A 25,004-nucleotide genomic window follows, 5' to 3' on the forward strand; every position below is an offset into this window, starting at 1 on the left:
TTGTGAACTACGCCCCCTGTGATGTCGCTATTTAGCAAATAAAAAATGACGAATGTTCTTTGACAGCTAAATGCTGTAAGAACATTCGTCATGGTGCGGATGAAGGGATTTGAACCCACACTCTTTTAAGGGAACTAGAACCTGAATCTAGCGCGTCTGCCAGTTCCGCCACATCCGCATATTCTGTTTGCCACCGTGTTCCGGCGACGTGTATTATTATAGCGGCTGGCGGGGCAAATGTCAAGCATTTTTGCAGAAAAATATCACTTTTTCCCACAAAAATGCAGCCCTGCGCTTTTGGACGCAGGGCTGCATTTTATTTACCGATTACCAGAGGTTGACGACCTCGTTATACAGGCCCTCGTAGCTCTTGGCGGAGTTGGACCAGCTGAAATCACACTCCATGGCGCGCTTGACCAGCACAGGCCAGCCATCCTTCTGCCAGTAGCCCTCTTTGGCACGCCAGCAGGCCTCGTACAACTCGTGGGCGTTGTAGTTGGCAAAGGTGAAGCCGTTGCCGTAGCCGTCGCCGGAGTCGCGGATAGAGTCCTTCAGGCCGCCGGTCTCGCGGATGACAGGAATGGTGCCGTAACGGCAGGAGACCATCTGTGCCAGGCCGCAGGGTTCAGAGCGGGACGGCATCAGGAAAATATCCGCACCGGCGTAGATTTCCTGCGCCAGCTTGGCGTTGAAGCCGATGTAGACGCCGACACGGCCCGGGTTACGGGCGCACAGCTCGTTGAAGAAGTTCTCGTACTGGCTCTCGCCGGAACCGAGGATGACCAGCTCGATGCCCTGCTGCAGCAGACCCTCGGCGATGGCCTGAACCAGGTCAACGCCCTTATGGCCGACCAGGCGGGTGACCATAGCCATGATCGGGCTGCCGTCCTTATGCAGGCCAAACTCGTCCTGCAGGTGTTCCTTGCAGACAGCCTTGCCGTCCTGGAAGGTCTCGGCGTCGTAGTTCTTGGCAATGTCGGGGTCGGTGGCGGGGTTGAACACATCGACGTCGATGCCGTTCAGAATGCCGCACAGCTTATACTGCTTCTGGCGCAGCAGGCCGTCCAGACCATGGCTGAACCAGGGGTCGAGAATTTCCTGTGCATAGGTGGGGCTGACGGTCGTGACCTTATCGGCACACTCGATTGCACCCTTCATGAAGTTGGCACAGCCGTCGTACTCCACCACATGGGCGTCGCGGGCACCGATGCCGCAGGTATCCTCGAGGATATCCAGGCCGTACTTGCCCTGGTAGGCAATGTTATGGATGGTGAACACCGTCTTGATGCGGCTGAATTTATCCAGATGGCGGTAATACAGGTTCAGATAGACCGGAGTCAGCGCGGTCTGCCAGTCGTTGCAGTTGATGATATCCGGCTCGAAATCGGTGTAGAACAGCATTTCGAGGATGGCACGGGAGAAGAAGGCAAAGCGCTCGCCGTCATCGTAGAAGCCGTACAGGCCGCTGCGTTTGAAGTAATACTCGTTGTCGATAAAGTAGTAGACAACGCCGTCGCGCTCGGCCTTGAACAGGCCGCAGTACTGGCTGCGCCAGCCCACAGGCACGCTGAAATTGGTGACATAGGTCAGCGTATCCTTGAATTTCAAATCGCCGTACAGCGGCATAACGACGCGGGCGTCGATGCCATCGCGAACCAGCGCCTTGGGCAGAGCGCCCGCAACGTCGGCCAGGCCGCCGGACTTGGCAAAGGGAGCAGCCTCGCTGGCTGCATACAGGATTTTCATAAGCACCTCCGTGCGAATTTCAAAAAATGAGGGCGAGGGAAAACAGGCTCTCCCCCGCCCTCTCATCAAAGCCGACTCCGGGGAGAAGGAGAACAGCCTCTATGAGCTTCGTTTATACGCTGTGGTTCTTGGCGACGAACACCGGGAAGGTGTCGGTACCGGCCAGCTTCTTGTCCTCGGTGATGTGGACATTCTTATCGGTCACAACATACTCGACGTTGCAGCTCGGCTCAACCACAGTGTCCTGCATCAGGACGCAGTTCTTAACGACAGCGCCCTTCTTGATCTTGCAGCCACGGAACAGCACGCTGTTCTCGACCGTGCCCTCGATGACGCAGCCATCGGCCAGCAGACTGTTCTTGACCGAGCTGCCTTCCAGGTAGCGGGTGGGGTTATCGTCACGAATCTTGGTGTAGATGGGGGCGGGTCCAAACAGGGCATCCATGCTGCCTTCCTTGAGCAGGCGCATATTCTCGTCGAAGTAGCTCTTCATATCGGAGATGCGGGCAACGTAGCCGCCGAACTTGAACGCCTTGACGTTGAGCAGCTTGAGGTTGCGGGCCAGAATGTCACGCTCAAAGTAGACGAGACCGCGCACAGAGGCGTCATGGATCAGGTGGATCAGGCTCTCGCGCTCGATGACGTAGATGTTCATGGCGAGGTTCTGCTCACCCATGCGGTAGTCGTTGGACAAAATCTCGGTCACGCGGCCGTCCTCATCCATGCGGATGGTGTAGTTGTCGCTGCGGGCACCCTCGGGGATGGGGGCGCGGTTGTAGACCATGGTGACGTCAGCGCCGGACGCGACGTGGGCGTCGATCAGCTTGCCGAAGTCAAAGTTCATGGCGATGTAGGAGTCGGACAGGATGACATAGCGCTCCTTCTGGGCCTCGAGCCAGTTGAGGATGCTGTCCAGTGCGTCCACACGGCCGGAGTATAGCTTGACGCTGCGCTCTGCGAAGGGCGGCACGATGTTCAGACCGCCGCGCTTGCGGGTCAGGTCCCACTCACGGCCTGCGCCGAGGTGATCCATCAGGGAGTGATAGTTCTTGCGCACGATGACGGACACGTTGTCGATGCCGGCGTTGGCCATGCTGGACAGCGTGAAGTCGATCAGGCGGTAACGTCCGCCGAAGGGGATGGAGGCCATGGAGCGCTCCGCCACCAGTTCGGGAACGAGGTTATCATAGGTGTTGGCGAAAATGACGCCGAGTGCATTCACATTGCTGTTTACCATTGTTCCTCACCATCCTTTACATCGCTGGAAACCATTGCCTTGGAGCCGACCGTTGCACCCTTGCCGATGACAACGCCAGAGCCGACGGTGGCGACATCGCCGGGCTCGGCAATGTTCAGACCGCCTTCGGGCATGGCGCCGACGGTTGCGCCCTCCTCGATCGTGACGTTCTCGGCCACGATGCAGTGCTTGACGGACGCGCCCGCCTTGATGACAGTACCGCCCATGACGACTGCAGCTTCGACCGTTGCGCCCTTTTCGACGACAACGCCGGGGAACAGGATGGAATTGTTGACCGTGCCGTTGACCTTGCAGCCTTCGGAAACCATGGAGTTGACGATGGTGGCATCGCTGCCGATCTGCTGGCAGGGACGGCCGGTGTTGCGGGAGTAGATCTTCCAGTTTTCATCAAACAGGTTGATGCCGGAGTGCTTGGGATCCAGGACCTCCATGTTGGCCTGCCACAGGCTGGAAATGGTGCCGACGTCCTTCCAGTATCCGCTGAAGTGGTAGGCGTACATACGGCGGCCGTCCTTCAGCAGGTTGGGGATGACGTTCTTGCCAAAATCGTTCTCGGAGTTGGGGTCAGCCTCGTCCTCGGTCAGGTACTTCTTGAGGATATCCCAGTTGAAGATGTAGATACCCATGGAAGCCAGGTTGGACTTCGGCTCCTTCGGTTTCTCCTGGAAAGCGTTGATGCGGTCGTCCTCGTCGGTGACCATCAGGCCGAAGCGGGAAGCCTCGCTCCATGGCACTTCCATGACAGCGACGGAGAACTCTGCGTTCTTCTCCTTGTGGAAACGCAGGAAGTCAGAATAGTCCTGCTTGCAGATCTGGTCGCCGGACAGGATGATGACATACTTGGGGTCATAGCGGTCGATGAAGGACAGGTTCTGGTAGATGGCGTTGGCCGTGCCCTTGTACCAGTCAGAGCCGGATGCCTGCTGATACGGCGGCAGAACATGGACGCCGCCGTGCAGGCGGTCCAGATCCCACGGCTGGCCGTTGCCGATGTACTCGTTCAATACGAGGGGCTGATACTGGGTCAGGATGCCTACCGTGTCAATATCAGAATTGACACAGTTGGACAGCGGGAAGTCGATAATGCGATACTTTCCGCCAAACGGGACTGCGGGCTTGGCGAGCTTTTGGGTCAGCGCGTACAGACGCGAGCCCTGGCCGCCTGCCAGGATCATTGCGATCATTTCTTTTGCCATAACATTTCTCCCCTTAAAATTTCGGCAGTATGCCGTTTTTAACGTATATCCAAAGGCGGTTCACACCGTCGTTTTGGCTTTGGGCGGGCGGCCCCGGCGTTTGGGGGCTGCCTGGGTCTTGGCCTCTGCGGCAGGGGCATCGGCCTCTGCGGTGGGTTTTGCAGCCTTTTTTGCAACAGGCTTTTTCGCCGTTTTAGCGGGCTTGTCTGCGGCCTTTTCGGTGGTGGGCTTTTCAGCCTTCGGCTTGCGGGCAGCGGGCACGCTCAGGTAGATGGTGGACAGCGGCGGCAGCGTCAGCGAAATGTGCTGGTCGAAGCCGTGCATCGGGCCTTTCTTGGCTTTCACCGTGCCGTTGGTCACACCGGTGCCGCCGTACTTCTTGTCGTCGGAGTTGAGGATTTCCTTGTAGCTGCCGGGGTTCGGCACCCCCATCTGGTAATCCTTGCGCAGGACGGGGTTAAAGTTGCAGACGACCAGGATCATCTTCCCTGCTGCGTCGCGCCGCAGGAAGGCGATGACACTCTGCTTGCTGTCATCGGGCACGATCCACTGGAAGCCCTCCCAGCTGTAATCCACCTGCCACAATGCGGGCGTATCACGGTAGAAGTGGTTCAAGTCTTTCACGTAGCCTTGCAGCTCGCGGTGCTTGTCATAGCTCAGCAGCATCCAATCCAGCTGCTTTTTCTCGTCCCACTCGATGAACTGGCCGAAGTCCTGGCCCATAAAGAGCAGCTTCTTACCGGGGTGGGCCATCATGTAGCCGAAGAAAGTGCGCAGGTTCGCAAACTTTTCTTCGTAGTCGCCGGGCATCTTGTTCAGCAGGCTGCACTTTCCATGCACGACCTCGTCGTGGCTGATGGGCAGGACAAAATTCTCGCTGAACGCGTAGAAGAAGCTGAAGGTGACCTTGCCGTGGTTGCCCGCACGGAAGAGCGGGTCAGTCTTCATGTAGCTGAGCATATCGTTCATCCAGCCCATGTTCCACTTGAAGTTGAAGCCCAGGCCGCCATCGGACGCAGGCTTTGTGACCAGCGGCCAGGCAGTGGATTCCTCGGCGATCATCATTTTGTGGGGGTAGCGACCCAAAATGGCGGTGTTCAGCTTTTGCAGGAAGGCAATGGCCTCCAGGTTTTCCTTGCCGCCCTTGACGTTCTGCTCCCACTCGCCATCCTTGCGGTTGTAGTCGAGATAGAGCATACTGGCTACGGCGTCCACACGCAGACCGTCGATGTGGTAGTGGTCGACCCAGAACATGGCGCTGGAAATCAGGAAGCTCTCGACTTCCTTCATGCCGTAGTTAAAGACCATCGTGCCCCACTCTTTGTGCTCACCACGGCGGGGATTGGGGTCCTCATAGCAGGGTGCGCCGTCGAACATATACAGGCCGTAGCCATCCTTCGGGAAGTGGGCCGGGACCCAGTCCAGAATGACGCCGATGCCTGCCTGGTGGAGCTTATCCACGAAGGTCATGAAGTCTTTGGGCGTGCCGTAACGGCTGGTGGGGGCAAAGTAACCGGTGACCTGGTAGCCCCAGCTGCCGTCGAAGGGATACTCAGTGATGGGCAGCAGCTCCACATGGGTGTAGCCCATATCCTTTATGTAAGGGATCAGTTCGTCGGCCAGCTCGGCGTAATTATAGGGTACGCCGTTGTCGGGATCCTTCATCTTCCAGCTGCCGGCCTGCAATTCATAAATGGACATCGGGCTGTTGATGACATCCCGCTTGTCCTCGTCCTTGACCCAGGCGGCGTCGCCCCAGGTGTAGCCCTCGATATCATAGACCTTGCTGCCGTTGGAGGGGCGGGTCTCGGTGTGGAAGGCGTAGGGGTCGGCCTTGTAGACCAGCTCATCCGCCGGGGTGGTGATGCAGTATTTGTAGACATCAAACTGTTTGATGCCGGGTACGAACCGTTCCCAGATGCCGTCCGTGACTTTTTCCATCGGGTGTTCGCCGGGTGTCCAGCTGTTGAAGTCGCCCACGATGGAAACGGCCTTGGCGTGCGGTGCCCAAACGCGGAACACCACGCCGGCCTCCCCGTTCTGCTCACACAGATGGGCGCCAAAGTAGCGGTAAGCTTCCTGATTGTTGCCCTGTTTGAACAGATAAATGGGCAGATCGGAGCTATTTGGCGTTTCTTTGCGCTGTTTCAACGTAATCTCCCCTTTTGAGCGGTGCTGTACGCGATACAGTACACCGACTCTGTATAATCTCTGTATCTATATTACCTGTTTTGAAAAGGAATTTCAAGGTCTTTTGTGTAATATTCTGCTAAAATTTTCGTATGTTACCCGCCGCTTTTGTACAAGTTCGACATAAAACGGGCTGTTTTTCGGACCTTTGTACAAAAAAAGCCCCCTGCAAGGTACTTTTTACACCTTGCATGGGGTTTGTGTAATTTAAAAAAGTTTTTTACGCGCCGTAAATATAGTAGGGGTTCTCGCCGCTGTACACGCTGCGGCGGTTCCAGACCGTGTGGGTCGCCAGGTAATCTGCCCAGGCGTGGTAGCCTGCGGCGTTGAAGTGCACGCCGTCCTTGGTGGCATAATCATCGATCTGACTGCCGTCGGCGGGGTTTGTCAACACCTCGCGGATGTTGATGTAGTAGCAGCCCTTGCGCAGCGCCATATTGGCCAGCAGGTCATTGACGGTGGCAATGCGGGTGTTGTCCAGGCCGGGCTTGGATGCCACGACATCCTCCTGCACGCCGGGGATGGCCTGGATGTAGAACTTGACGCCGGGGTCAAGCTGTTCTCGCAGCATATCGATCAGGCGCTCATAGTAGGCAAGGAAGCTGTCCTCACTGCCCTGCACAACAAGGTTGTTGGTGCCGACAAGGATGTAGAGGTAGTCCGGCTGGCTGGAGACGATGGTCTCCATCGGCGTTTCCGTCGTGCCGGTGACGGCGTTCTTGACGCTGACGTTGTTGACAAAGGTCTGCACGCCCGCGCTGACGTAGGTCGCATAGTGGGCGTTGTTGTAGCCGGTGCTGTAAATGCCCAGGCCCGAGGCAATGCTGTCCCCCGCGAAGGTCACGGTGTTGAAGTAGTCCTTCGTCACAGTGCCCAGCATCGGCACAGCCACCATGCGATGGTCGGTGTTCAGGTATTCGGTGTCGATGGTCTGTTCAACGGCGTCGGACTTGTCCCACACGGCGGTATCCACAGCCTGCACGATGCGCTGCGGCTCGGCGATGGCGGCGGGCGTGGCGGTCGGTGCCTCGGTGGCCGTGGGAGCGGTCTCCGGCGTGGCGGCCACCGGCTCTGCCGAGGCAGCGGGCGCAGGCGTGCCGCTGTTCTTGAACCAGAAGAACCCAGCCCCAGCGCAGAGCAGCGCCAAAATTACGATGAGCACCAGAAACATTTTCCGCTTGCGCCGTTTGCTGGCGACCTCATTGCGGTAGGTATAGAAATCAGCCATAGAAGCTCCCATCTTTATCTCAAAAACATATATGGTTATTATACGCCACAATCCGCACAGGTACAAGTGGGCCCGCAAAATTTTACAGAGCCGGGCGGGATCTGCCGCAAAAATAAACTTGACGCTTTTCCTCTGTGCCTCTATAATGTAGATAAGAATAACCGTGACCAATTATCACAGAACGGAGGTCCTGCCCTATGGCATGGATGATCGTATCCGATAGTTCCTGCGAGATCCGCGAGTTGGAGCGCCCCGCGCCGGGCGTGCAGTTTGCCCTTGTACCGTTTAAAATCCGTGTAGGCGAACGCGAGTACGTTGACCTGCCCACGCTGAACACCCATCAGATGCTGCAGGCTATGACCGACTACAATGGTGCCAGCACCACCGCCTGCCCCAGCCCCGAGGAATGGGCCGAGTATTTTTTGCAGGCGGACAACGTGTTTGCCTTTACCATCAGCAGCAATCTGTCCGGCAGCTACAACGCCGCCATGGCCGCCCGCACCATGGTGTTGGAAGAACACCCCGAAAAGAAGATTTTCGTGCTGGACACCCTGAGCTGTTCCGGTGCGCTGGCCGGTGCTGCCGAGCTTGCCAACAAGCTGATCGGCGAGAATCAGGAATTTGATGATATCTGCTTTGCGCTGAAAAAGTTTGCCGAGAGCACCCACATCCTGTTTGCTCTGGCGAGCTTTGACAACCTGGCCAAGAACGGTCGTGTAAACAAGGTGGTGGGCTTTATCGCAGGCCGCCTGAACATGCGCGTGCTGGGCCGGCGCACAGCGGACGGCAAAATTGACTTCTACTTCAAGACGCGCGGCGAGACCCGCGTGCTGGCTAAGATTCTGGAGCAGATGGATGAGGACGGCTACGACGGCGTGCATCCTGTGCTGATCAGCGAGTGCGGCAACCAGACCGCCGCCCAGCTGCTACACCACGGCATTGACGCCAAGTGGCCCGGTGCCCCGGTGCGCATCGTGCCCTGCTCTGGTCTGTGCAGTTTTTATGCGCAGGATCAGGGGATTATTATAACGTATTAAGTTTATTAAAATATAAAACAAACCGTCCGGGAAGAAGTGCAATAGCTTCTTTCCGGGCGGTTTGGCTTCTCCTGCGGGAGAAGCAGTCAGCGGCTTGACCGCTGACTGATGAGGGGCGGTTTTGCCAGCATCACCCCTTTAGGGGATGGCACGGCAGACGCGCCCCTCATCCGACCTTCGGTCACTTTCCCCTGAGTGGGGAAGGCTTTTTTATTCCGGCATCCGTGTTTTTACAAACTCTAAAAACGCCTGGGCGGCAGGGGCGAGGTTCTCACCGCAGGCAAGGCCAATCTCCATCAGCTGGGGCGGGTCCATCGGGCGCTCCACCACGCCGGGGTAGCCGTGCTGGTGGTTGATGGCGTTGTTGACGCTGATGCCCAGCCCCGCCGATACCATGGCGTAGGTCGCCGTGATGTCCATGGTGGAATAGCTCGTGTGCGGCTTGGTCTTGAGCTTATCGAACAGCAGCGTGATATCCGTCTCCATGCCGGGGTAGCTTTCGATGAAGGGCTCGGTTTTCATGCGCTGCACCGGGACGGCGTCCATACCGGCCAGCGGGTTGCTTTTGGGCACCAGTACCAGCAGCTCATCCTGGCGGATGGGCAGCCAGACCGGCAGGCCGTCGCGGCGGCTGATAAGGCAGAAATCCGTGCGGTGGTCCTTGACCATTTCGGCCAGCTCGCTGCTGGTACCGTTGACGATGCGCACTGCCACGCCGGGGTGCCGGGTGCGGAACGCCGCCGTCATCCGGGTGACCCACTCATAATAGCAGTTATACGCCGTGCCGATGACGATGGTGCCGCAGTCTGCGCCGCGCACCTTGGCGGCTGTTTGCTCCAAACGCTCCTGCGCAAAGAGCAGATCGCGCACAGTTGGCAACAGCTGGCGGCATTCCTCGGTGGGCTGCACACCGCTTTTTGCGCGGTACAGCAGCGAAAATCCAAGTTCTTTTTCCAGCGTTGCCACGCTGCGGCTGATGCCTGAAACAGTAACGTCCATCTCATCCGCCGCCGCGCGCAGGCTGCCCCGGTCAATGGCCCTCAACAAAATCTGCCAGCGTTCTGTATCCATGCTCTACCTCTCATGTTGCTATATTTGCAATTTTGTAAAAAATGTGTTTCGTTTTTATCAAGAATAGACCAGAATCACAGTTTTGTCAAGGGCGTACAACAAAAAAGCTTTCTCCCAAGGCGCAGGCAGCCCTTTTATCTTTCCGCCTTTTTCTTCATTCGTTCCAGCAGGGCGGCTTTCTGCTTGTCCCAGCGGGCGTCGGATTCGGGGGTGGCGGGGTCGATGCAGCGGGCAAAGCTCCAATGCAGACCATCGCGGCGGCTGAGCTTGAACCGCAGGTAATAGTGCCCGCAGCATGGGCAGGTCGCCCGGGTGAAATACCCGGTGTTGCCGCGTTTGAGCCAGACCTCGTCATTTTGCAGCGGCGCACCGCATTCGGGGCAGGCGGCCTGGTTCAGTTCCGGCTCATTACGGTAGTCGTCGTGCTCCATCCGGTTCATGAAGAGCTTTACGTCGCGGCCGGTCTTTTCTGCGCCCAGCAGGGCTTCGGTCAGCAGTTCTTCCTCGGTCGGGTAGGTGGCAAGGCCCTCGGCCAGCGGCAGTTTGCGGCAGATCTTGGCCGTGTAAAGCGCATCGTCCAGCGCATTGTGGAATGGCTCCTCCTTCGGGATGCCCAGGCGATCCACAACACTTTCCAGCGTCAGGCCCTCGCCCTCCTTGCGGGGGTAGGCCTGCAAGAAAATACGCTGCAGATCGTACCATTTGTCGGGCCAGTTCTCGTCCAGCCCCACCAAAAACAGGTTTTGTTTCAGCACCGGAACGTCGTCCAGTCCCCATTCGGCCAGCTCGGCGTCCGGCCCGGCCCAGTCCAGGAACTTCTGCAGCCCCTCTTTCATCGGCAGGCCCGCGTCCAAATCCCCCTGGGACAGGCCGGTGACCTTGGCGATATGGTGCTGCAATTTGCGGAAGATGCGCGGGCGCAGGTTGACTTCAAACGTATCCAGCACATCGCCCCGGGCGTTGATGCGCACCGCGCCAATCTGGATGATTTCACCGCGCAGCGTCAATTCTGTGCCGTGATACAGGAAGGTTTTCGGCTGGTAGCCGATGTTCCACTCCAAATCAAAAACAATCAGATTCACGGCTCACGCCTCCTCTAAAATAAATTTTTCCACTGCCAGGCCCACGCCGTCATGATCGTTGTCGGCGGTCTGGTAGTCGGCGGCAGCCTTGACCGGCGGCTGCGCGTTGCCCATGGCGACGCCCATACCCGCCAGGCGTATCATCGGCAGGTCGTTCCAGCCGTCGCCGCAGGCCATCAGGTTGGCGGGCGTCAGGCCCTTGGCCCGCAGCAGGATTTCCAGCGAGGTATCCTTGCCCACGCCCAGGGGCATCGTCTCAATGAAGAACGGTGCGCTGCGGCAGATGGACAGCTTTCCCGCGAACTCCTGCTGCATCAGTTCCTCAACATGGGGCATATCCGCCGGGTCACCGGTAAGCAGCAGCTTGTTGACCGGGTAGGTCACTTCGGCGGGCAGGTTTTCGACCTGGCGCACCGGAATTTTGTTGATGCGGGCTTCCTCTTTTACATAGGCCGCGTCGGCGTCCTCCGTCACGATGCCGTTTTTGTCGTAGGTCAACGGCACAACGTTCCAATAGCGGCTGAAGGTGCAGACCGGCTCGATGAGGTCCGCCGGGAAGGCATGCTGCACCAGTGTCTGGCCGGTCTGGCAGTCGATGATCTTGCCGCCGTTATAGCTTAAAATGCAGCCACCGTATTTTTCCAGTTCCAGCTCTTTGGCCAGCGGCTCAATGCCGACGGTGGGCCGCCCGCTGGCCAGCACAATGCAGACGCCCTTTTGGGCCGCCGCCTGCAAGGCCGCTTTGGTGCGCGGCGTGATGATTTTATCGGAATTGGTCAGCGTACCGTCAAGGTCCAGCGCCAGAACTTTATATTGCATGGTTACTCCCCCGGGATGCAAATTTGCAGATTTGTGTATATTGTACTCTAAAATAGGGGAATATGCAAGACAGTTAAAGTTCCTTGCCTTCCCCCAAGGGGGAAGGCGGCCCCGCAGGGCCGGATGAGGGGCAGCTTTACCGCAATCAAACACAAATGGGCTATAACGGCAAGGTTGCCCCTCATCAGTCCGCTTCGCGGACAGCTTCCCCTGAGGGGGAAGCCTCATCGCAGGAATTAGCCATTTCTAACGTATTGACAAACATTCCTGCGTATGATACACTACCAAAAGCAATAAGGGAGTAGTCAGCGCAGCGGTGGAGCAGCCGCGGCGCAGTTCTGCCAACACAATGAGCCTTGGCTCTGGCTTAACTTTAAACGACGAGACTTATCTGCCCGGTTTTAGGGCGGATAAGTCTTTTTTTATTGTCTGCCCCTGCCAAAACGGAGGAGTAAAACCATGACTTTATTTGACCTGATCCTGATTGCTGTCAGCCTCTCGATGGACGCATTCGCCGTTTCTATCTGCAAGGGCCTGTCCGTTCGCAAGGTGAGCCTGGCCCACGCCCTGACCTGCGGTGTCTGGTTCGGCGGGTTCCAGTTCTTGATGCCCACGCTGGGCTATTTTCTGGGCGACCGCTTTGCCACGCTGCTGACGAAGTTCGGCCCCTGGGTCGCTTTTGTGCTGCTGGCACTCATCGGCGCAAACATGGTCAAGGAGAGCTTCGGCGGCGATGAGCAGCTGGACGACGACTACTCGGCCAAGGCCATGCTGCCGCTGGCTATTGCCACCAGTATCGATGCTTTTGCCGTCGGCGTCAGCTTTGCCGCTATGCAGGTCGCTATCATTTCGTCCGCTGCGCTCATCGGCATCACCACCTGCCTGCTGTCTGCCATCGGCGTGAAGGTCGGTGCCCTGTTCGGCGACAAGTACCGTGCTCCGGCTGAGAGAATCGGTGGTATCGTGCTGCTTTTGATTGGCGTCAAGACGCTACTGACCGGGTTGGGCGTACTGTAAAATCGGTGTTCCCTGCAGGAGCCCGGCCTGCCGGGCCTGCGGCTTACCCGCAAACGCCCGGACGATCGGGCGGATATGGAATCTGCCCCTACGGCGTAGGGGTCGATGCCCGTCATCAACCCGGAAGCGCTGGGCTTCCGGGAACTTGCGGGCCGCACAGGTGCGGCCCCTACAACTCTGCCAAGACAAAACAAAACCGCTCCTGGGTGTGTGGAGAGATTCCACACACCCAGGAGCGGTTATTTTATGCGGGTCTTATCGCAAAATCAGCTGCCCATTGGCATCCGCATCCACGGTCAGGGTGTCCCCTGCCGCGTGGGCGCCGCCGATGATCTCCTTTGCTATCATCGTTTCGACGTGAGCCTGGATGTACCGCTTCAAGGGGCGGGCGCCGTAAATCGGGTCATAGCCGCCGTCGATGATGGCATCCTTGGCCGCGTCGGTGACGACCAGATTCAGCTGCTTGTCGGCCAGGCGCTTGCGCAGGTCGGCCAGCATCAAATCGACGATGGAGCCGATTTCCTGTTTCGTCAGGCTCTTGTAGTAGACGATATCGTCAAGGCGGTTCAGGAACTCGGGGCGGAACTGCCGCTTGAGCAACTGGTCGATGGCGCTCTTTGCCTCATCAGACAACTCGTTTTTGCCGTTGGCACGGCTCTTTTCCAGATCTTCCAGAATCAGGTCAGAGCCGAGGTTCGACGTCAGGATGATGACGGTGTTCTTGAAGTCCACCGTGCGGCCCTGGCTGTCGGTGATGCGGCCGTCGTCCAGCACCTGCAACAGGATGTTGAACACGTCCGGGTGGGCCTTTTCGACCTCATCAAACAGCACGACGCTGTACGGATGGCGGCGCACGGCCTCGGTCAGTTGGCCGCCCTCCTCATAGCCGACGTATCCCGGAGGCGCACCAATCAGGCGCGAGACGCTGAATTTCTCCATGTACTCGGTCATGTCGATACGGACCATGTTCTTCTCATCGTCAAACAGAGCCTGGGCCAGCGCCTTGGCAAGTTCGGTCTTGCCGACGCCCGTGGGGCCGAGGAACAGGAAGCTGCCGATGGGGCGGTTCGGGTTGGCGATACCCGCGCGGGAACGCAGGATAGCGTCGGAAACCTTCTGCACAGCCTCGTCCTGGCCGATGACCCGCTGATGCAGCGTGTCCGGCAGGCGCAACAGCTTCTCGCGCTCGCCTTCGACGAGTTTCGACACCGGGATACCAGTCCAACGAGCCACGATGCGGGCGATTTCGTCGTCCGTCACACGGTCACGCAGCAGGCTCGATTCCTTCTTCTCCTCGGCGATTTTTTCTTCCTCTTCCAGCTGTTTTTGCAGGGTAGGCAACTTGCCGTACTGCAGCTCGCCGGCCTTGGCGTAATCACCGGTGCGGGTAGCCTTTTCGATTTCAGCCTTGGTGGACTCCACCTCGGCGCGCAGGCTCTGCACCTTATTGACGGCGTTCTTCTCGTTCTCCCACTGGGCTTTTTTGCTGTTGAAGCTGTCGCGCAGCTCGGCCATTTCCTTCTCCAGAGCGACCAGGCGCTGCTTAGACAGTTCGTCGGTTTCCTTCTTTAAAGAGGCTTCCTCGATTTGCAGCTGGGTGATACGATGGTTCATCTCATCCAGTTCAGCGGGCATGGAGTCCAGCTCCGTCTTGACCATGGCGCAGGCTTCATCCACCAGGTCAATGGCCTTATCGGGCAGGAAACGGTCGGTGATATAGCGGTCAGACAGGGTCGCAGCGGCAATCAGCGCGGCGTCCTGAATTTTGACGCCGTGGTAGACCTCGTAGCGTTCCTTCAGACCGCGCAGGATCGAAATGGTATCCTCGACGGTCGGCTCATTGACCATGACCGGCTGGAAACGACGTTCCAGCGCAGGGTCTTTCTCGATATACTCGCGGTACTCGTCCAGCGTGGTTGCACCGATGCAGTGCAGCTCGCCGCGGGCCAGCATGGGTTTGAGCAGGTTGCCCGCGTCCATCGCGCCGTCGGTCTTGCCTGCGCCGACGATGGTGTGCAGTTCATCGATGAAGAGGATGATCTTGCCCTCGGACTTCTTGACCTCGTTCAGAACGCTCTTCAGGCGTTCCTCAAACTCGCCGCGGTATTTTGCACCCGCGACCAGTGCGCCCATGTCCAGGCTGAACACGGTGCGGTCTTTCAGGTTCTCGGGCACATCGCCGCGCACGATACGCTGAGCAAGGCCCTCGGCAATGGCAGTCTTACCGACACCAGCCTCACCGATGAGGACGGGGTTGTTCTTGCGCTTACGGCTCAGGATGCGGATGACGTTGCGGATCTCGCTGTCACGGCCGATGACCGGGTCCAGTTTGTTAGCGCGAGCCATCTCCACAAGGTCCTGGCCGTACTTTTTCAGCGCGTTGTAGGTATCCTCCGGGTTATCACTCGTTACCCGCTGATTGCCACGCACCGTGCTGAGCGTCTGCATAAATTTCTCAGTCGTGATGCCAAAAGTCTTGAAAATTTCGCTGGCAGCCTTGCCCTGTCGCTGCAAAATTCCGAGGAAAACGTGTTCAACGCTGATATATTCATCCTTCATCTGCTTAGCTTGCTGCTCCGCAGCGTTGAGGGCACGGTCCAGGTCGCCGGAGATATAGATTTTCTCCGGGTCGCGGCCGGAGCCGGTCACGCGAGGCAGGGCCTCTACTTTCTGCAAAGCCGCATTGGCAAATGCATTTGCGTCCACACCAAGGGTTTGCAGCATCTGGGGGATCAGGCCGTCCTGCTGCTGGGCCAGCGCCGCCAGCAGGTGTTCCTGCTCGACCGCATTGTTGGAATATTCCACCGCGATGCGCTGTGCAGCCTGCAAAGCCTCGCGGGTTTTCTGTGTCATTTGTTCGATGTTCATAGTGCGTACCTCCTTAGTTGCAGATAGCGCATTGTATTGGCAGTCTAACTTATTAAGTGTTAAGTTTTTTCAGCTTACGAGTCTGCTTTCGCAAATTCTGCGTGTTTTATTTTCTTTAGCACTCTATCAGTTCGACTGCTAATATTGTAGCACATTCGCCCACCATGTCAATAGGAAAATTGCAAACAAATTGTGAAATTGCAGAGAAAATCAATGGAAAAAGCTGGATGAACAGTAGGAGGGCAGCGATAGTTAGATATTTTTCTAAATATCTATTGACAAAGGCAGCCGCAAGGTGTATAGTGGGGGCACAGACAGTTAGACGTTTATCTAATTGTCTGCAAGAAAGGAGCCGACATATTTGGGAGACGTTTTTAAAGCGCTGGCCGACCCGACGCGGCGGCGCATTTTAGAACTGCTGGCACAGGGCGATCTGACTGCCGGGGAGATCGCCGTACATTTTGATATGACAAAGCCGTCCGTCAGCCACCATCTGAACATTTTAAAAAGTGCGGCGCTTATTACCGATGAGCGCCGCGGCCAGAACATTGTGTACAGTGTGAATCTGACCGTATTTCAGGAATTGATGAAGTGGTTTTATGACTGCGGCCTTGTAAAGGGAGACGATAGCAATGAAAAAGAATAAGCTGTTCTGGATTTTAACCGTAATCTGCGTGCTGAATTTTGCCGCGCACCTGTACTTCTACCCCTCCCTGCCGGACATTGTGCCCACCCACTGGGGAGCCAGCGGGCAGGTCAACGGCTGGGGGCCGAAGTCCACCGTCCTGATTCTGGCCGCGCTGCCGTTTGCGATGTTGATTTTGTTTGAGGTCATCCGCAAAGTCGACCCCAAGCACCAGAATTTTGAGAAATTTGGCAAGGTGTGGAACCTGTTTGTGGTGCTGTTCACCGTGATGATGGCTATGTTCAGCTGGCTGAGTGAATTGGCTGTGTTCGGTAAGCTGCCGGACAGCAGCAACATCGTCAGCATTCTGGTCTGCGGCGGCATCGGCGTGTTGTTCATCATCATGGGGAACTTTATGCCGCAGGTCAAGCAGAACTACACCTTCGGTTGCCGCACGCCCTGGGCGCTGAACGACGCGCACAACTGGCAGCGCACCCAGCGCATGGGCGGGTATACCTTTATTGTAATGGGCATTGTGCTTCTGGTGCTTGCTTTCCTGGGCGGCCTGCTGGGCGACATTGCAACGCTGGCTGTGCTGCTGGTTGCTGTTTTAGGCGGCAGTGCGTGGATTTATTTGTACTCGTATTTGGTGTATGTTGGAAAGATGAAGTAAACTTGCCATGCAGGGGCCGGACATGCCGGCCCGGCCGTGTAAGGCAGACAGTTTCCCGTTAGGCTGCGGGCCGCACATATGCGGCCCCTACACCTCTGCCTTACGGTTTGTAGGGGACGGCGGCCTCAACGCCACGCGGGGGGCAATCCCCCTCCCTACCCTACCATAAAACGCAACCCGCGCTTCAAATCGAAGCGCGGGCTGTTTTTTTATTCCCCTAATTCTTTTGCAATGAACTTCGGCACTTCGTTTGGTTCTATGCCCATGACATAGGCGAACTCACTGTGCAGGACGTTCTGGGCGTCGCGCAGGGCGGTGTCCTCATAGGCGGAAAGCTGCTTGCCCTTGGCTCGGCGCAGGGCTTGTTCGGTGCGGATATCCCGCACCATGCGCACCAGCGCGTGCAGATTGCCGCTTTTCAGTGCCTCGCGGTAGGCTAGCTTGCGGGCGCCGGGGTCCGGGTCGTGGTCGGGCAACGGTTCCCGCAGCAGGGCCAGCAGGTCGTCCCGGGTGGGCAATGGGCGCATTCGCTCCAAAAGCGGTGCACTGTCGCAGGGCACACAGATTTTCATACTGGCATCGTAGACCGGTTTTAAGATAAAACAATCGTGGGGCTGGCCGCCCAGCGTGACACGCTTTTGCTCGGCAATCGTGCAGACGCCGCTGGTGCCATAGCTGACCGTATCCCCTGCTTTAAACATGACGCATACTCCTTTTTCTCTCATGAAATGATTTCTTTCCTATACAAGTATACGCCTTTTCGTCAAAAAATGTCATAGGCGATTTGGACAAAAATACCCCGGCGCAGTTTTGTACAAAATGTACGAGATTGCGCCGGGGTTAGGTTTTACTTATACAGATCGACCAGGTTCAGCAGAATTTCCACGCCCTGGTCCATCTTTTCGGCTGTGATGCACTCACACGGGCCGTGGAAGTTGAAGCCGCCTGTGCCGAGGTTCGGGCAGGGCAGGCCCATATAGCTCAGGGTCGCGCCGTCAGTGCCGCCGCGTACCGGGCTTTCGATGGGGTCCAGCCCCGCCGCACGGATGGCCTTGCGGGCGTTCTCCACCAGGTGGAAGTGGGGCTGAATCTTCTCCAGCATATTGTAATAGCTGTCCTTGATGTCCAGTTCCACCGTGCCCGCGCCGTAACGGCCGTTCAGGCAGTCGGCGATGTGCTGCAGCTGCGCCTTGCGGGCGGCAAACTTGGCGGCATCGTGGTCGCGCACGATGTAGCCCAGATGCGCTGTGGTCACGTCACCCTGCATGCTCGTCAGGTGGAAGAAGCCTTCCCTGCCCTCGGTGTGCTCGGGGCGGGAGAAGGCCGGCAATGCGGCGTGGAACTCCATCGCCACATTCTGGGCGTTGATCATCGTGTCCTTGGCACTGCCGGGGTGGACGCTGAAACCGTGGACGGTCACGACCGCGGCGGCGGCGTTGAAGTTCTCATAGCTGATCTCGCCGACGTCCTCGCCATCAACGGTGTAGGCGTAGGCCGCGCCGAAGCCGGGCACATCAAACAGGCTCGCGCCCTCGCCGATTTCCTCATCGGGGGTGAAGCCGATGCAGAGCTTGCCGTGGGGGCGGTTCTCGGCAATGATGCGCTCCAATGCAGTCATGATCTCGGCCACACCGGCCTTATCGTCCGCACCCAGCAGTGTGGAGCCGTCGGTGGTGATGAGGGTCTGGCCCTTCATCGTGCGCAGGAAGGGGAAAACCTCTGGGTCCAGCACCGTGCCGGTGGCGGGCAGGACGACGGCCTCACCGTCGTAATTCTCGTGGATCTGCGGCTGGACATTCTCACCGCTGGCGTCGTCCGCCGTATCCATGTGGGCGATAAAGCCCAGGGGCTTGGCGTTCTCCTGCCCTGGGGTGGCGGGCAGCGTGGCGTAGACATAGCAGTGCTCGTCCACATGGGCATCGGTCAGGCCCAGTTCTTTCAGCTCCTCGACGAGGATTTTGGCCAGGTCAAACTGGCGCAGCGTGCTGGGGTGGGTGCCGCTGTTGGGGTCAGAGGTCGTATGGACCTTTACATATTTTAATAGACGTTCATAGGCGCGCATGGGCGTGTCCTCCTTCAAAAAAGCATTTAATAGCGATTTCTTTGTCATTATACCACAAAAAGCAGCATTTTCCAACCCTGCGGCCTTTTCAAGACGCGATTTTTGTGCTAGAATAAATAAGATTATAAAGGTAAACTGCGCCCTGTGCGCGGTCAAATATAAGGAGGCCATCATGGCAAACAGCATTTTTAAGGATAAGACCCTGCTCATCACCGGCGGCACCGGCAGCTTCGGCCATACCGTGCTCAAGCATTTTCTCTCCACCGATATCGGCGAAATCCGCATTTTCTCCCGCGACGAGAAGAAGCAGGACGATATGCGCCACGAGCTGCAGGCCCAGTACCCTGAGTACGCGGGCAAGGTCAAGTTCTACATCGGCGATGTGCGCAACCCGCAGTCCATCCGGGACGCCATGCCCGGCGTCAACTACATTTTCCACGCAGCGGCGCTGAAACAGGTGCCCAGCTGCGAGTTCTTCCCGATGCAGGCTGTGCAGACGAACATCATCGGCACCGACAATGTGCTGCACGCCGCCATTGACGCGGGCGTTGAGCGTGTCGTCTGCCTGTCCACCGACAAAGCCGCCTACCCCATCAACGCCATGGGCATTTCCAAGGCCATGATGGAGCACGTCATCTTTGCCAACGCCCGCGTGGCGGCCGAGCGCGGCGGCACGACCATCTGCTGCACCCGCTACGGCAACGTCATGTGCAGCCGCGGCAGCGTGATTCCGCTGTTCATCGACCAGATCAAGGCAGGCAACCCCATCACCATCACCGACCCCAACATGACCCGCTTTTTGATGAACCTGGACGAGGCCGTTGACTTGGTCATGTTCGCGTTCGAGCACGCGAACCCGGGCGACCTGTTCATTCAGAAGAGCGACGCTTCCACCATCGGCGACCTGGCCAAGGCTGTGCAGCAGCTGTTCGGCGACACCGGCACGAACATCATCGGCACCCGCCACGGCGAAAAGCTGTTTGAGACGCTGATGACCCGCGAGGAGCGGCTGCGCAGTGAGGATATGGGCGGCTACTACCGCGTCGCCGCCGACAACCGCGACCTGAACTATGATAAGTTCGTCGTGAAGGGCGAGGTCCACACGATGGCCGACGACTCCTACACGAGCCACAACACGAACCGCCTGGACGTGGAGGGCACCGTGAAGAAGATTTTGACTACCGAGTACGTGCAGAACGCCCTGAAAGAGATGGAGGCCGAGAAAAAGGCATGAAAATCCTTGTAACAGGGGCAAAAGGCTTTGTGGGCCGCAACCTCTGCGAAAATTTGAAGAACATCCGCGACGGCAAAAATCGCACTCGCCCGGCGCTGACGATTGAGGAAGTGTTTGAGTACGACCTTGACACGCCGCCCGCAGAGCTGGACCGCTTTTGTGCAGAAGCCGACTTTGTGTTCAACCTGGCGGGCGTCAACCGTCCGAAGGACAACGATGAGTTCATGCAGGGCAACTTTGGCTTTGCTTCCACCCTGCTGGACACGCTCAAATCTCACGGCAACACCTGCCCGGTCATGCTTTCGAGTTCGATACAGGCAACTTTGCTTGGCCGCTATGCGGGCAGCGACTACGGCAAAAGCAAGCTGGCGGGCGAGGAACTGTTCTTCGATTATGCCAAGCAGACCGGCGCGGCGGTATATGTCTACCGCTTCCCGAATTTGTTCGGCAAATGGTGCCGCCCCAACTACAACAGCGCCGTGGCGACGTTCTGCAATAACGTGGCAAACGACCTGTCCATCACGGTGAACGACCGCACCACCGAACTGGAGCTTTTGTACATTGACGATTTGGTCGAGGAAATGCTCGATGCACTGGAAGGCCATCCCCACCGCTGCAATTACGACGGCCTGACGCCTGTTTTTTGTGCAGGGGGCCGCTACTGTGCCGCGCCTGTGACGCACAAGGTTACGTTGGGCGAGATTGTAGACTTGCTGGAAAAGTTCAAGGCACAGCCTGCAACGCTGGTGGTGCCGGAAATTCCGGCGGGCAGTTTTGCGAAGAAGCTGTACTCGACCTATCTTTCCTATCTGCCGAAAGAGAAAGTCATTTTCGATTTGAAGAAAAACGAGGACACCCGCGGCAGCTTTACCGAGCTGCTGAAAACCGAGAGCTGCGGGCAATTCAGCGTGAATATTTCCAAGCCCGGCATCACGAAGGGCCAGCACTGGCACAATACCAAGTGGGAATTTTTCATTGTGGTGGCGGGGCATGGGCTGATTCAGGAGCGCCGCGTCGGCAGTGAGGACGTGCTGGAATTTGAAGTGACCGGCGACAAGCCCCAGGCCATCCATATGCTGCCCGGGTACACCCATAATATCATCAACTTGAGCAAGACGGAAAACCTCGTCACGCTGATGTGGGCGAACGAACCGTTTGACGCACAGAGACCGGATACGTTTTTTGAGAAGGTGTGACACCGCGTTGCAGGGCGCGGCGTCCCCGAACCCCCGGACTGATGCAGGCATCGGCCCCTGCAATGCCATGTGTGGCAGCATTCAACAATACTAAGGGAGGAACCTATGGCTGATTACAGCAATGTTTCTTTTAAAAATAACGGCAAGCTGAAATTGCTGATTATCGTCGGCACGCGGCCGGAAATTATCCGGCTGGCCGCCGTCATCAACAAGACGCGCAAATATTTTGACGTCATCCTGGCCCACACCGGGCAGAACTACGACTACAATTTGAACGGTGTGTTCTTCCATGACCTGGAGCTGGCCGATCCCGAGGTCTACATGGACGCCGTGGGCGCGGATCTGGGCGAGACGATGGGCAACATCATTGCCGAGAGCTACAAGCTGATGGCCGCCATCCGGCCCGACGCCGTGCTGGTGCTGGGCGATACCAACAGCTGCCTGTCTGTCATCGGTGCCAAGCGGCTGCACATTCCCATTTTCCACATGGAAGCCGGCAACCGCTGCAAGGACGAGTGCCTGCCCGAAGAAACGAACCGCCGCATCGTGGATATCATCTCCGACGTGAACATGGCTTACTCCGAGCACGCCCGCCGCTATCTGGCCGACACCGGCCTGCCGAAGGAGCGCACCTATGTGACCGGTTCCCCCATGGCTGAGGTGCTGCACCAGAATCTCGAGAAAATCGAGGCGTCGGACATTCACGCGCGTCTGGGGCTTGAGAAAGGCAAGTACATCCTGCTTTCCGCCCACCGCGAGGAAAATATCGACACCGAGAAAAACTTTACCTCGCTGTTCACCGCCATCAACAAGATGGCCGAAAAGTACGATATGCCGATTCTCTACTCCTGCCATCCGCGCAGCCGCAAGCGACTGGAGCAGAGCGGGTTCCAGCTGGACAAGCGGGTCATTCAGCATGAACCGCTGGGCTTCCACGATTACAACTGTTTGCAGATGAACGCCTTCTGCGTCGTTAGCGACAGCGGCACGCTGCCCGAGGAATCCAGCTTCTTCACCAGCGTCGGGCACCCCTTCCCCGCGGTCTGCATCCGCACCTCCACCGAGCGGCCCGAGGCGCTGGACAAGGCGGACTTTATTCTCGCGGGCATCGACGGCGACCACCTGCTGCAAGCTGTTGACGTGGCCGTCGAAATGAACCGCAACGGCGATTTGGGTACGCCTGTGCCCGACTACACCGACGAGAATGTCTCGGACAAGGTGGTCAAGATCATCCAGAGCTACACCGGCGTTGTAAACAAGATGGTGTGGCGCAAATACTAAAACGACAGGAACACGATACCTATGCGCATACTGGTAGTGACCCAGCATTTCTGGCCGGAAAATTTCCGCATCAATGATATTGTCGAGGGCTTTGTGCAGGACGGCCTCTCCGTGGACGTGCTGTGCGGTCTGCCCAACTATCCCAAAGGCGAATGGTTCGACGGATACAGCGCCGACGGCCCTTTTGAGGAAGTGTACAAGGGTGCGCGGGTGTTCCGGGCGCGGGAGATACCGCGCAAGGGCAACACCGGCAAGACGATTTTTTTGAACTACGTCAGCTGGCCGCTGTATGCGGCAGGGGCGCTGAAACGCCTGCCCGGCGGGTATGATGCGGTTTTCTGCTTTAACACCAGCCCGGTACTGATGTGCTGGCCCGCCATCAAATACGCGAAAAAGCACGGTGTTCCGTTTACAAATTATGTGCTGGACTTGTGGCCGGAGAATCTGTACAGTGTGCTTCCTGTCAAGAACAAGTTTATGCGTTTTGTGGCCCAGGCGGTCAGCGACGGCCTGTACAAGCGGTGCGACCGGCTGATTGCCATGAGCGAGCCACTGCAAGAACGGCTGTGCGCCCGCACCGGGAAAACGGCGGCGGAAGTGGCGGTCATCCCGCAGTACTGCGAGGATTTCTACGCCGTGCCGCAGCCTGATCCAGCGCTGGAAGAACGGTTTGCCGGGCGGTTCAACCTGGTATTTACCGGCACCTTCACCCCTGCGCAGAGCCTGGACATGGTCATTAACGCCGTGCTGGACGCCCGCGCCGCCGGGGCGGAAGCACTGCACCTGCTGCTGGTGGGCGACGGCATGAGCCGCGAGGCCCTGCAAAAGCAGGTGGCTGATTTGCGCGCCGAGGACGCCGTGACATTCTACGGCAGCGTGCCTGCCACCGATGTGCCGAAGTTCACGGCGCTGGCGGACGCGCTGCTGATTTCCCTGTCCGACTCGCCCGATCTTGGGCTGACCGTGCCCGGCAAGCTGGCCAGCTATATGGCCGCCGCCAAGCCGGTGCTGGCCTCAATGAACGGCGCAGGGTATGCGGCAGTAAAAGAGAGCGGCGGCGGGCTGGTCAGCCCGGCCTGTGACCGCAGGGCGCTGGCGGATAATATGCTGGCGCTGTACCGCATGAGTAACGACGAGCGGGCGGCGCTGGGGCAGAAAGCCTACGCGTATTACGCCGCGCACTACCGCCGGGCCGAGCTGCTGAAGCGGTTGGAGGAATTCACGGTGGAAGGAAAATGAGGAAGCCCTCGCAGCCTTGCCGTTACCGCCTCTATCCCACAAAAACGCAACACACCCAAAATTGAGAGGTACACCCATTTTGGATAAAAAAATTCTTGTCATTATCCCCTGCTATAATGAGGAAGACAACATCGTCAACACGGTGGAAAATCTGCGGGCGGTCTGCCCGGAGGTGGACTATCTTGTGGTCAACGACTGCTCCACCGACCGCAGTGCGGAAATTTTGAAAGAGCACCACTATCCCTTCCTCGACCTGCCGGTCAACTTAGGGATAGGTGGCAATGTGCAGTGCGGCTACCTGTATGCCGTACATCATGGCTATGATGTCGCCGTGCAGATGGACGGCGACGGCCAGCACGACCCCGCCTACCTAATGGAGATTGTGCAGCCGGTGCTGAACGGCGAATGCGATATGTGCATCGGCAGCCGTTTTATTAAAAAGGAAGGATTCCAGACCAGCTTTATGCGCCGGGTCGGCATCCGCTGGCTGAGTGGGATGATCTATCTGCTGTGCGGCAAGCGGGTACTGGATGTGACCAGCGGGTTCCGCGCCACCAACGCCGGCATGACCGCGTTTTTCTCCCGGCATTACGCTGCCGATTACCCCGAGCCGGAAGCCATTCTGGCTGCCAGCCTGGCGGGCTACCATGTGGGCGAGGCCCCGGTCATCATGCGGGAGCGACAGGGCGGCGTGTCCAGCATCCACAGCTTCAAGAGTGCCTACTACATGATCAAAGTCACGCTGGCGCTCATCATTGACCGACTGTCCATCCGCAAGGAGAAAGGGGGCTGCGCATGACCGCACACTTGCAGCTGTTTATGATTCTGGGCGCAGTGGTGCTGCTGCTCATCATCTTTGCCCTTTTAAAGCGCGGGCTGATGAGCGTAAAGTACAGCCTGCTGTGGCTGCTGCTGGCCGTGGGGCTGGTAATTGCCGCGGCGTTTCCCTATGTGGTGTATGTTCTGCGGGACCTGCTGGACATTGAAATGCCGGTCAACCTGGTATTTTTGCTGATGTTCTGCTTTGTACTGGTGGTACTGCTGTCCTTGAGCATTGCCATCAGCCAGCTGGCCGACAAGTGCAAGCGGCTGACCCAGGCGAACGCGATTCTGGAAAAGCGTGTCCGCGACCTGGAAGATACCCTGAAGAAATAACCCTGCGGCGAAACGGAGAGAGGAATC

The 25,004-nt window shown here is 57.8% G+C and carries 21 protein-coding genes and 1 tRNA gene; 10 read left to right on the forward strand and 12 right to left on the reverse strand.

The window, feature by feature from the left end; all coding sequences use genetic code 11:
* Nucleotides 1-91 precede the first annotated feature (91 nt).
* From ACZO0A_RS10875 to ACZO0A_RS10900, 6 genes are all read right to left on the reverse strand, one after another.
* Nucleotides 92-178, reverse strand: a tRNA-Leu gene (locus tag ACZO0A_RS10875).
* A gap of 149 nt (nucleotides 179-327) precedes the next feature.
* Nucleotides 328-1,746: a glycogen synthase GlgA gene (glgA, locus tag ACZO0A_RS10880; RefSeq protein ID WP_215693474.1), complete on the reverse strand. Its 1,419-nt coding sequence runs from the start codon at nucleotides 1,744-1,746 to the stop codon at nucleotides 328-330.
* Between the two features lie 112 nt (nucleotides 1,747-1,858).
* Nucleotides 1,859-2,983 (reverse strand): glucose-1-phosphate adenylyltransferase subunit GlgD, encoded by a 1,125-nt coding sequence (gene glgD, locus ACZO0A_RS10885; protein ID WP_302377487.1) that lies wholly within the window; start codon nucleotides 2,981-2,983, stop codon nucleotides 1,859-1,861.
* On the reverse strand, nucleotides 2,977-4,200 hold the full coding sequence (locus ACZO0A_RS10890) for a glucose-1-phosphate adenylyltransferase (protein WP_302377485.1): 1,224 nt from the start codon (nucleotides 4,198-4,200) through the stop codon (nucleotides 2,977-2,979). Before ACZO0A_RS10890 ends, glgD begins: the two co-directional genes overlap by 7 nt.
* Before the next feature lie 60 nt (nucleotides 4,201-4,260).
* Entirely contained in the window at nucleotides 4,261-6,351 is a 2,091-nt protein-coding gene (glgB, locus tag ACZO0A_RS10895) for a 1,4-alpha-glucan branching protein GlgB (protein ID WP_302150400.1), read from the reverse strand.
* Between the two features lie 259 nt (nucleotides 6,352-6,610).
* Nucleotides 6,611-7,618 (reverse strand): SGNH/GDSL hydrolase family protein, encoded by a 1,008-nt coding sequence (locus tag ACZO0A_RS10900; RefSeq protein WP_291209464.1) that lies wholly within the window; start codon nucleotides 7,616-7,618, stop codon nucleotides 6,611-6,613.
* Nucleotides 7,619-7,815: 197 nt separating this feature from the next.
* On the opposite strand from ACZO0A_RS10900, the gene ACZO0A_RS10905 reads away from it, so the two are divergent.
* Complete coding sequence (locus ACZO0A_RS10905; RefSeq protein WP_291231826.1) at nucleotides 7,816-8,655, forward strand: DegV family protein; 840 nt, start codon at nucleotides 7,816-7,818, stop codon at nucleotides 8,653-8,655.
* 210 nt (nucleotides 8,656-8,865) lie between these two features.
* Here the strand turns inward: ACZO0A_RS10905 and ACZO0A_RS10910 are convergent, their stop codons facing one another.
* From ACZO0A_RS10910 to ACZO0A_RS10920, 3 genes are all read right to left on the reverse strand, one after another.
* Entirely contained in the window at nucleotides 8,866-9,726 is an 861-nt protein-coding gene (locus ACZO0A_RS10910; protein WP_302377482.1) for a LysR family transcriptional regulator, read from the reverse strand.
* A gap of 134 nt (nucleotides 9,727-9,860) precedes the next feature.
* Nucleotides 9,861-10,808, reverse strand: a complete 948-nt coding sequence (locus tag ACZO0A_RS10915) for a 3'-5' exonuclease (protein ID WP_215693460.1) — start codon at nucleotides 10,806-10,808, stop codon at nucleotides 9,861-9,863.
* A gap of 3 nt (nucleotides 10,809-10,811) precedes the next feature.
* Nucleotides 10,812-11,627: a Cof-type HAD-IIB family hydrolase gene (locus ACZO0A_RS10920; protein WP_215693459.1), complete on the reverse strand. Its 816-nt coding sequence runs from the start codon at nucleotides 11,625-11,627 to the stop codon at nucleotides 10,812-10,814.
* 459 nt (nucleotides 11,628-12,086) lie between these two features.
* On the opposite strand from ACZO0A_RS10920, the gene ACZO0A_RS10925 reads away from it, so the two are divergent.
* Entirely contained in the window at nucleotides 12,087-12,644 is a 558-nt protein-coding gene (locus tag ACZO0A_RS10925) for a manganese efflux pump MntP (RefSeq protein ID WP_291231823.1), read from the forward strand.
* A gap of 255 nt (nucleotides 12,645-12,899) precedes the next feature.
* Here ACZO0A_RS10925 and clpB read toward each other — a convergent pair whose 3' ends face one another.
* The gene (gene clpB, locus ACZO0A_RS10930; protein WP_302377480.1) at nucleotides 12,900-15,512 is read right to left on the reverse strand and encodes an ATP-dependent chaperone ClpB; all 2,613 of its coding nucleotides are present in this window, start codon (nucleotides 15,510-15,512) and stop codon (nucleotides 12,900-12,902) included.
* 361 nt (nucleotides 15,513-15,873) lie between these two features.
* On the opposite strand from clpB, the gene ACZO0A_RS10935 reads away from it, so the two are divergent.
* Both ACZO0A_RS10935 and ACZO0A_RS10940 read left to right on the forward strand, forming a co-directional pair.
* The gene (locus ACZO0A_RS10935) at nucleotides 15,874-16,158 is read left to right on the forward strand and encodes an autorepressor SdpR family transcription factor (RefSeq protein WP_302377478.1); all 285 of its coding nucleotides are present in this window, start codon (nucleotides 15,874-15,876) and stop codon (nucleotides 16,156-16,158) included.
* Nucleotides 16,145-16,810 (forward strand): SdpI family protein, encoded by a 666-nt coding sequence (locus tag ACZO0A_RS10940; RefSeq protein ID WP_486846319.1) that lies wholly within the window; start codon nucleotides 16,145-16,147, stop codon nucleotides 16,808-16,810. Before ACZO0A_RS10935 ends, ACZO0A_RS10940 begins: the two co-directional genes overlap by 14 nt.
* Before the next feature lie 209 nt (nucleotides 16,811-17,019).
* On the opposite strand, the gene ACZO0A_RS10945 is transcribed toward ACZO0A_RS10940, so the two are convergent.
* On the reverse strand, nucleotides 17,020-17,511 hold the full coding sequence (locus ACZO0A_RS10945; RefSeq protein ID WP_302377474.1) for a CarD family transcriptional regulator: 492 nt from the start codon (nucleotides 17,509-17,511) through the stop codon (nucleotides 17,020-17,022).
* A 146-nt stretch (nucleotides 17,512-17,657) separates the two neighbouring features.
* Nucleotides 17,658-18,872, reverse strand: coding sequence for a peptidase T (gene pepT / locus ACZO0A_RS10950; RefSeq protein ID WP_486846320.1), 1,215 nt, complete (start codon nucleotides 18,870-18,872; stop codon nucleotides 17,658-17,660).
* A 172-nt stretch (nucleotides 18,873-19,044) separates the two neighbouring features.
* Here pepT and ACZO0A_RS10955 point away from each other — a divergent pair, with 172 nt between their 5' ends.
* The 6 genes from ACZO0A_RS10955 (at nucleotide 19,045) to ACZO0A_RS10980 (ending at nucleotide 24,977) form a co-directional block, all read left to right on the forward strand.
* Entirely contained in the window at nucleotides 19,045-20,106 is a 1,062-nt protein-coding gene (locus ACZO0A_RS10955) for a polysaccharide biosynthesis protein (protein ID WP_252261656.1), read from the forward strand.
* Nucleotides 20,103-21,302 carry a polysaccharide biosynthesis C-terminal domain-containing protein gene (locus tag ACZO0A_RS10960; protein WP_302377210.1) on the forward strand — a complete coding sequence of 400 codons (1,200 nt, stop codon included), beginning with the start codon at nucleotides 20,103-20,105 and terminating at the stop codon, nucleotides 21,300-21,302. Before ACZO0A_RS10955 ends, ACZO0A_RS10960 begins: the two co-directional genes overlap by 4 nt.
* 105 nt (nucleotides 21,303-21,407) lie before the next feature.
* Nucleotides 21,408-22,583, forward strand: a complete 1,176-nt coding sequence (gene wecB, locus ACZO0A_RS10965; protein WP_215693445.1) for a non-hydrolyzing UDP-N-acetylglucosamine 2-epimerase — start codon at nucleotides 21,408-21,410, stop codon at nucleotides 22,581-22,583.
* 21 nt (nucleotides 22,584-22,604) lie between these two features.
* Complete coding sequence (locus ACZO0A_RS10970) at nucleotides 22,605-23,822, forward strand: glycosyltransferase family 4 protein (protein ID WP_302377208.1); 1,218 nt, start codon at nucleotides 22,605-22,607, stop codon at nucleotides 23,820-23,822.
* Nucleotides 23,823-23,901: 79 nt separating this feature from the next.
* The gene (locus ACZO0A_RS10975; protein WP_215693444.1) at nucleotides 23,902-24,621 is read left to right on the forward strand and encodes a glycosyltransferase family 2 protein; all 720 of its coding nucleotides are present in this window, start codon (nucleotides 23,902-23,904) and stop codon (nucleotides 24,619-24,621) included.
* Nucleotides 24,618-24,977, forward strand: coding sequence for a DUF2304 domain-containing protein (locus tag ACZO0A_RS10980; RefSeq protein WP_215693443.1), 360 nt, complete (start codon nucleotides 24,618-24,620; stop codon nucleotides 24,975-24,977). Before ACZO0A_RS10975 ends, ACZO0A_RS10980 begins: the two co-directional genes overlap by 4 nt.
* The last annotated feature ends 27 nt before the right edge of the window (nucleotides 24,978-25,004 follow it).

This window comes from Gemmiger sp., assembly GCF_057431175.1.

What these genes read in the sequence shown, in the direction of transcription:
- glgA (WP_215693474.1), bottom strand. Translation starts at nt 1,746, where the DNA reads ATGAAAATCCTGTATGCAGCCAGCGAGGCTGCTCCCTTTGCCAAGTCC.
- glgD (WP_302377487.1), bottom strand. Translation starts at nt 2,983, where the DNA reads ATGGTAAACAGCAATGTGAATGCACTCGGCGTCATTTTCGCCAACACC.
- ACZO0A_RS10890 (WP_302377485.1), bottom strand. Translation starts at nt 4,200, where the DNA reads ATGGCAAAAGAAATGATCGCAATGATCCTGGCAGGCGGCCAGGGCTCG.
- ACZO0A_RS10900 (WP_291209464.1), bottom strand. Translation starts at nt 7,618, where the DNA reads ATGGCTGATTTCTATACCTACCGCAATGAGGTCGCCAGCAAACGGCGC.
- ACZO0A_RS10905 (WP_291231826.1), top strand. Translation starts at nt 7,816, where the DNA reads ATGGCATGGATGATCGTATCCGATAGTTCCTGCGAGATCCGCGAGTTG.
- ACZO0A_RS10910 (WP_302377482.1), bottom strand. Translation starts at nt 9,726, where the DNA reads ATGGATACAGAACGCTGGCAGATTTTGTTGAGGGCCATTGACCGGGGC.
- ACZO0A_RS10920 (WP_215693459.1), bottom strand. Translation starts at nt 11,627, where the DNA reads ATGCAATATAAAGTTCTGGCGCTGGACCTTGACGGTACGCTGACCAAT.
- ACZO0A_RS10925 (WP_291231823.1), top strand. Translation starts at nt 12,087, where the DNA reads ATGACTTTATTTGACCTGATCCTGATTGCTGTCAGCCTCTCGATGGAC.
- clpB (WP_302377480.1), bottom strand. Translation starts at nt 15,512, where the DNA reads ATGAACATCGAACAAATGACACAGAAAACCCGCGAGGCTTTGCAGGCT.
- ACZO0A_RS10940 (WP_486846319.1), top strand. Translation starts at nt 16,145, where the DNA reads ATGAAAAAGAATAAGCTGTTCTGGATTTTAACCGTAATCTGCGTGCTG.
- ACZO0A_RS10945 (WP_302377474.1), bottom strand. Translation starts at nt 17,511, where the DNA reads ATGTTTAAAGCAGGGGATACGGTCAGCTATGGCACCAGCGGCGTCTGC.
- pepT (WP_486846320.1), bottom strand. Translation starts at nt 18,872, where the DNA reads ATGCGCGCCTATGAACGTCTATTAAAATATGTAAAGGTCCATACGACC.
- ACZO0A_RS10955 (WP_252261656.1), top strand. Translation starts at nt 19,045, where the DNA reads ATGGCAAACAGCATTTTTAAGGATAAGACCCTGCTCATCACCGGCGGC.
- ACZO0A_RS10960 (WP_302377210.1), top strand. Translation starts at nt 20,103, where the DNA reads ATGAAAATCCTTGTAACAGGGGCAAAAGGCTTTGTGGGCCGCAACCTC.
- wecB (WP_215693445.1), top strand. Translation starts at nt 21,408, where the DNA reads ATGGCTGATTACAGCAATGTTTCTTTTAAAAATAACGGCAAGCTGAAA.
- ACZO0A_RS10970 (WP_302377208.1), top strand. Translation starts at nt 22,605, where the DNA reads ATGCGCATACTGGTAGTGACCCAGCATTTCTGGCCGGAAAATTTCCGC.
- ACZO0A_RS10980 (WP_215693443.1), top strand. Translation starts at nt 24,618, where the DNA reads ATGACCGCACACTTGCAGCTGTTTATGATTCTGGGCGCAGTGGTGCTG.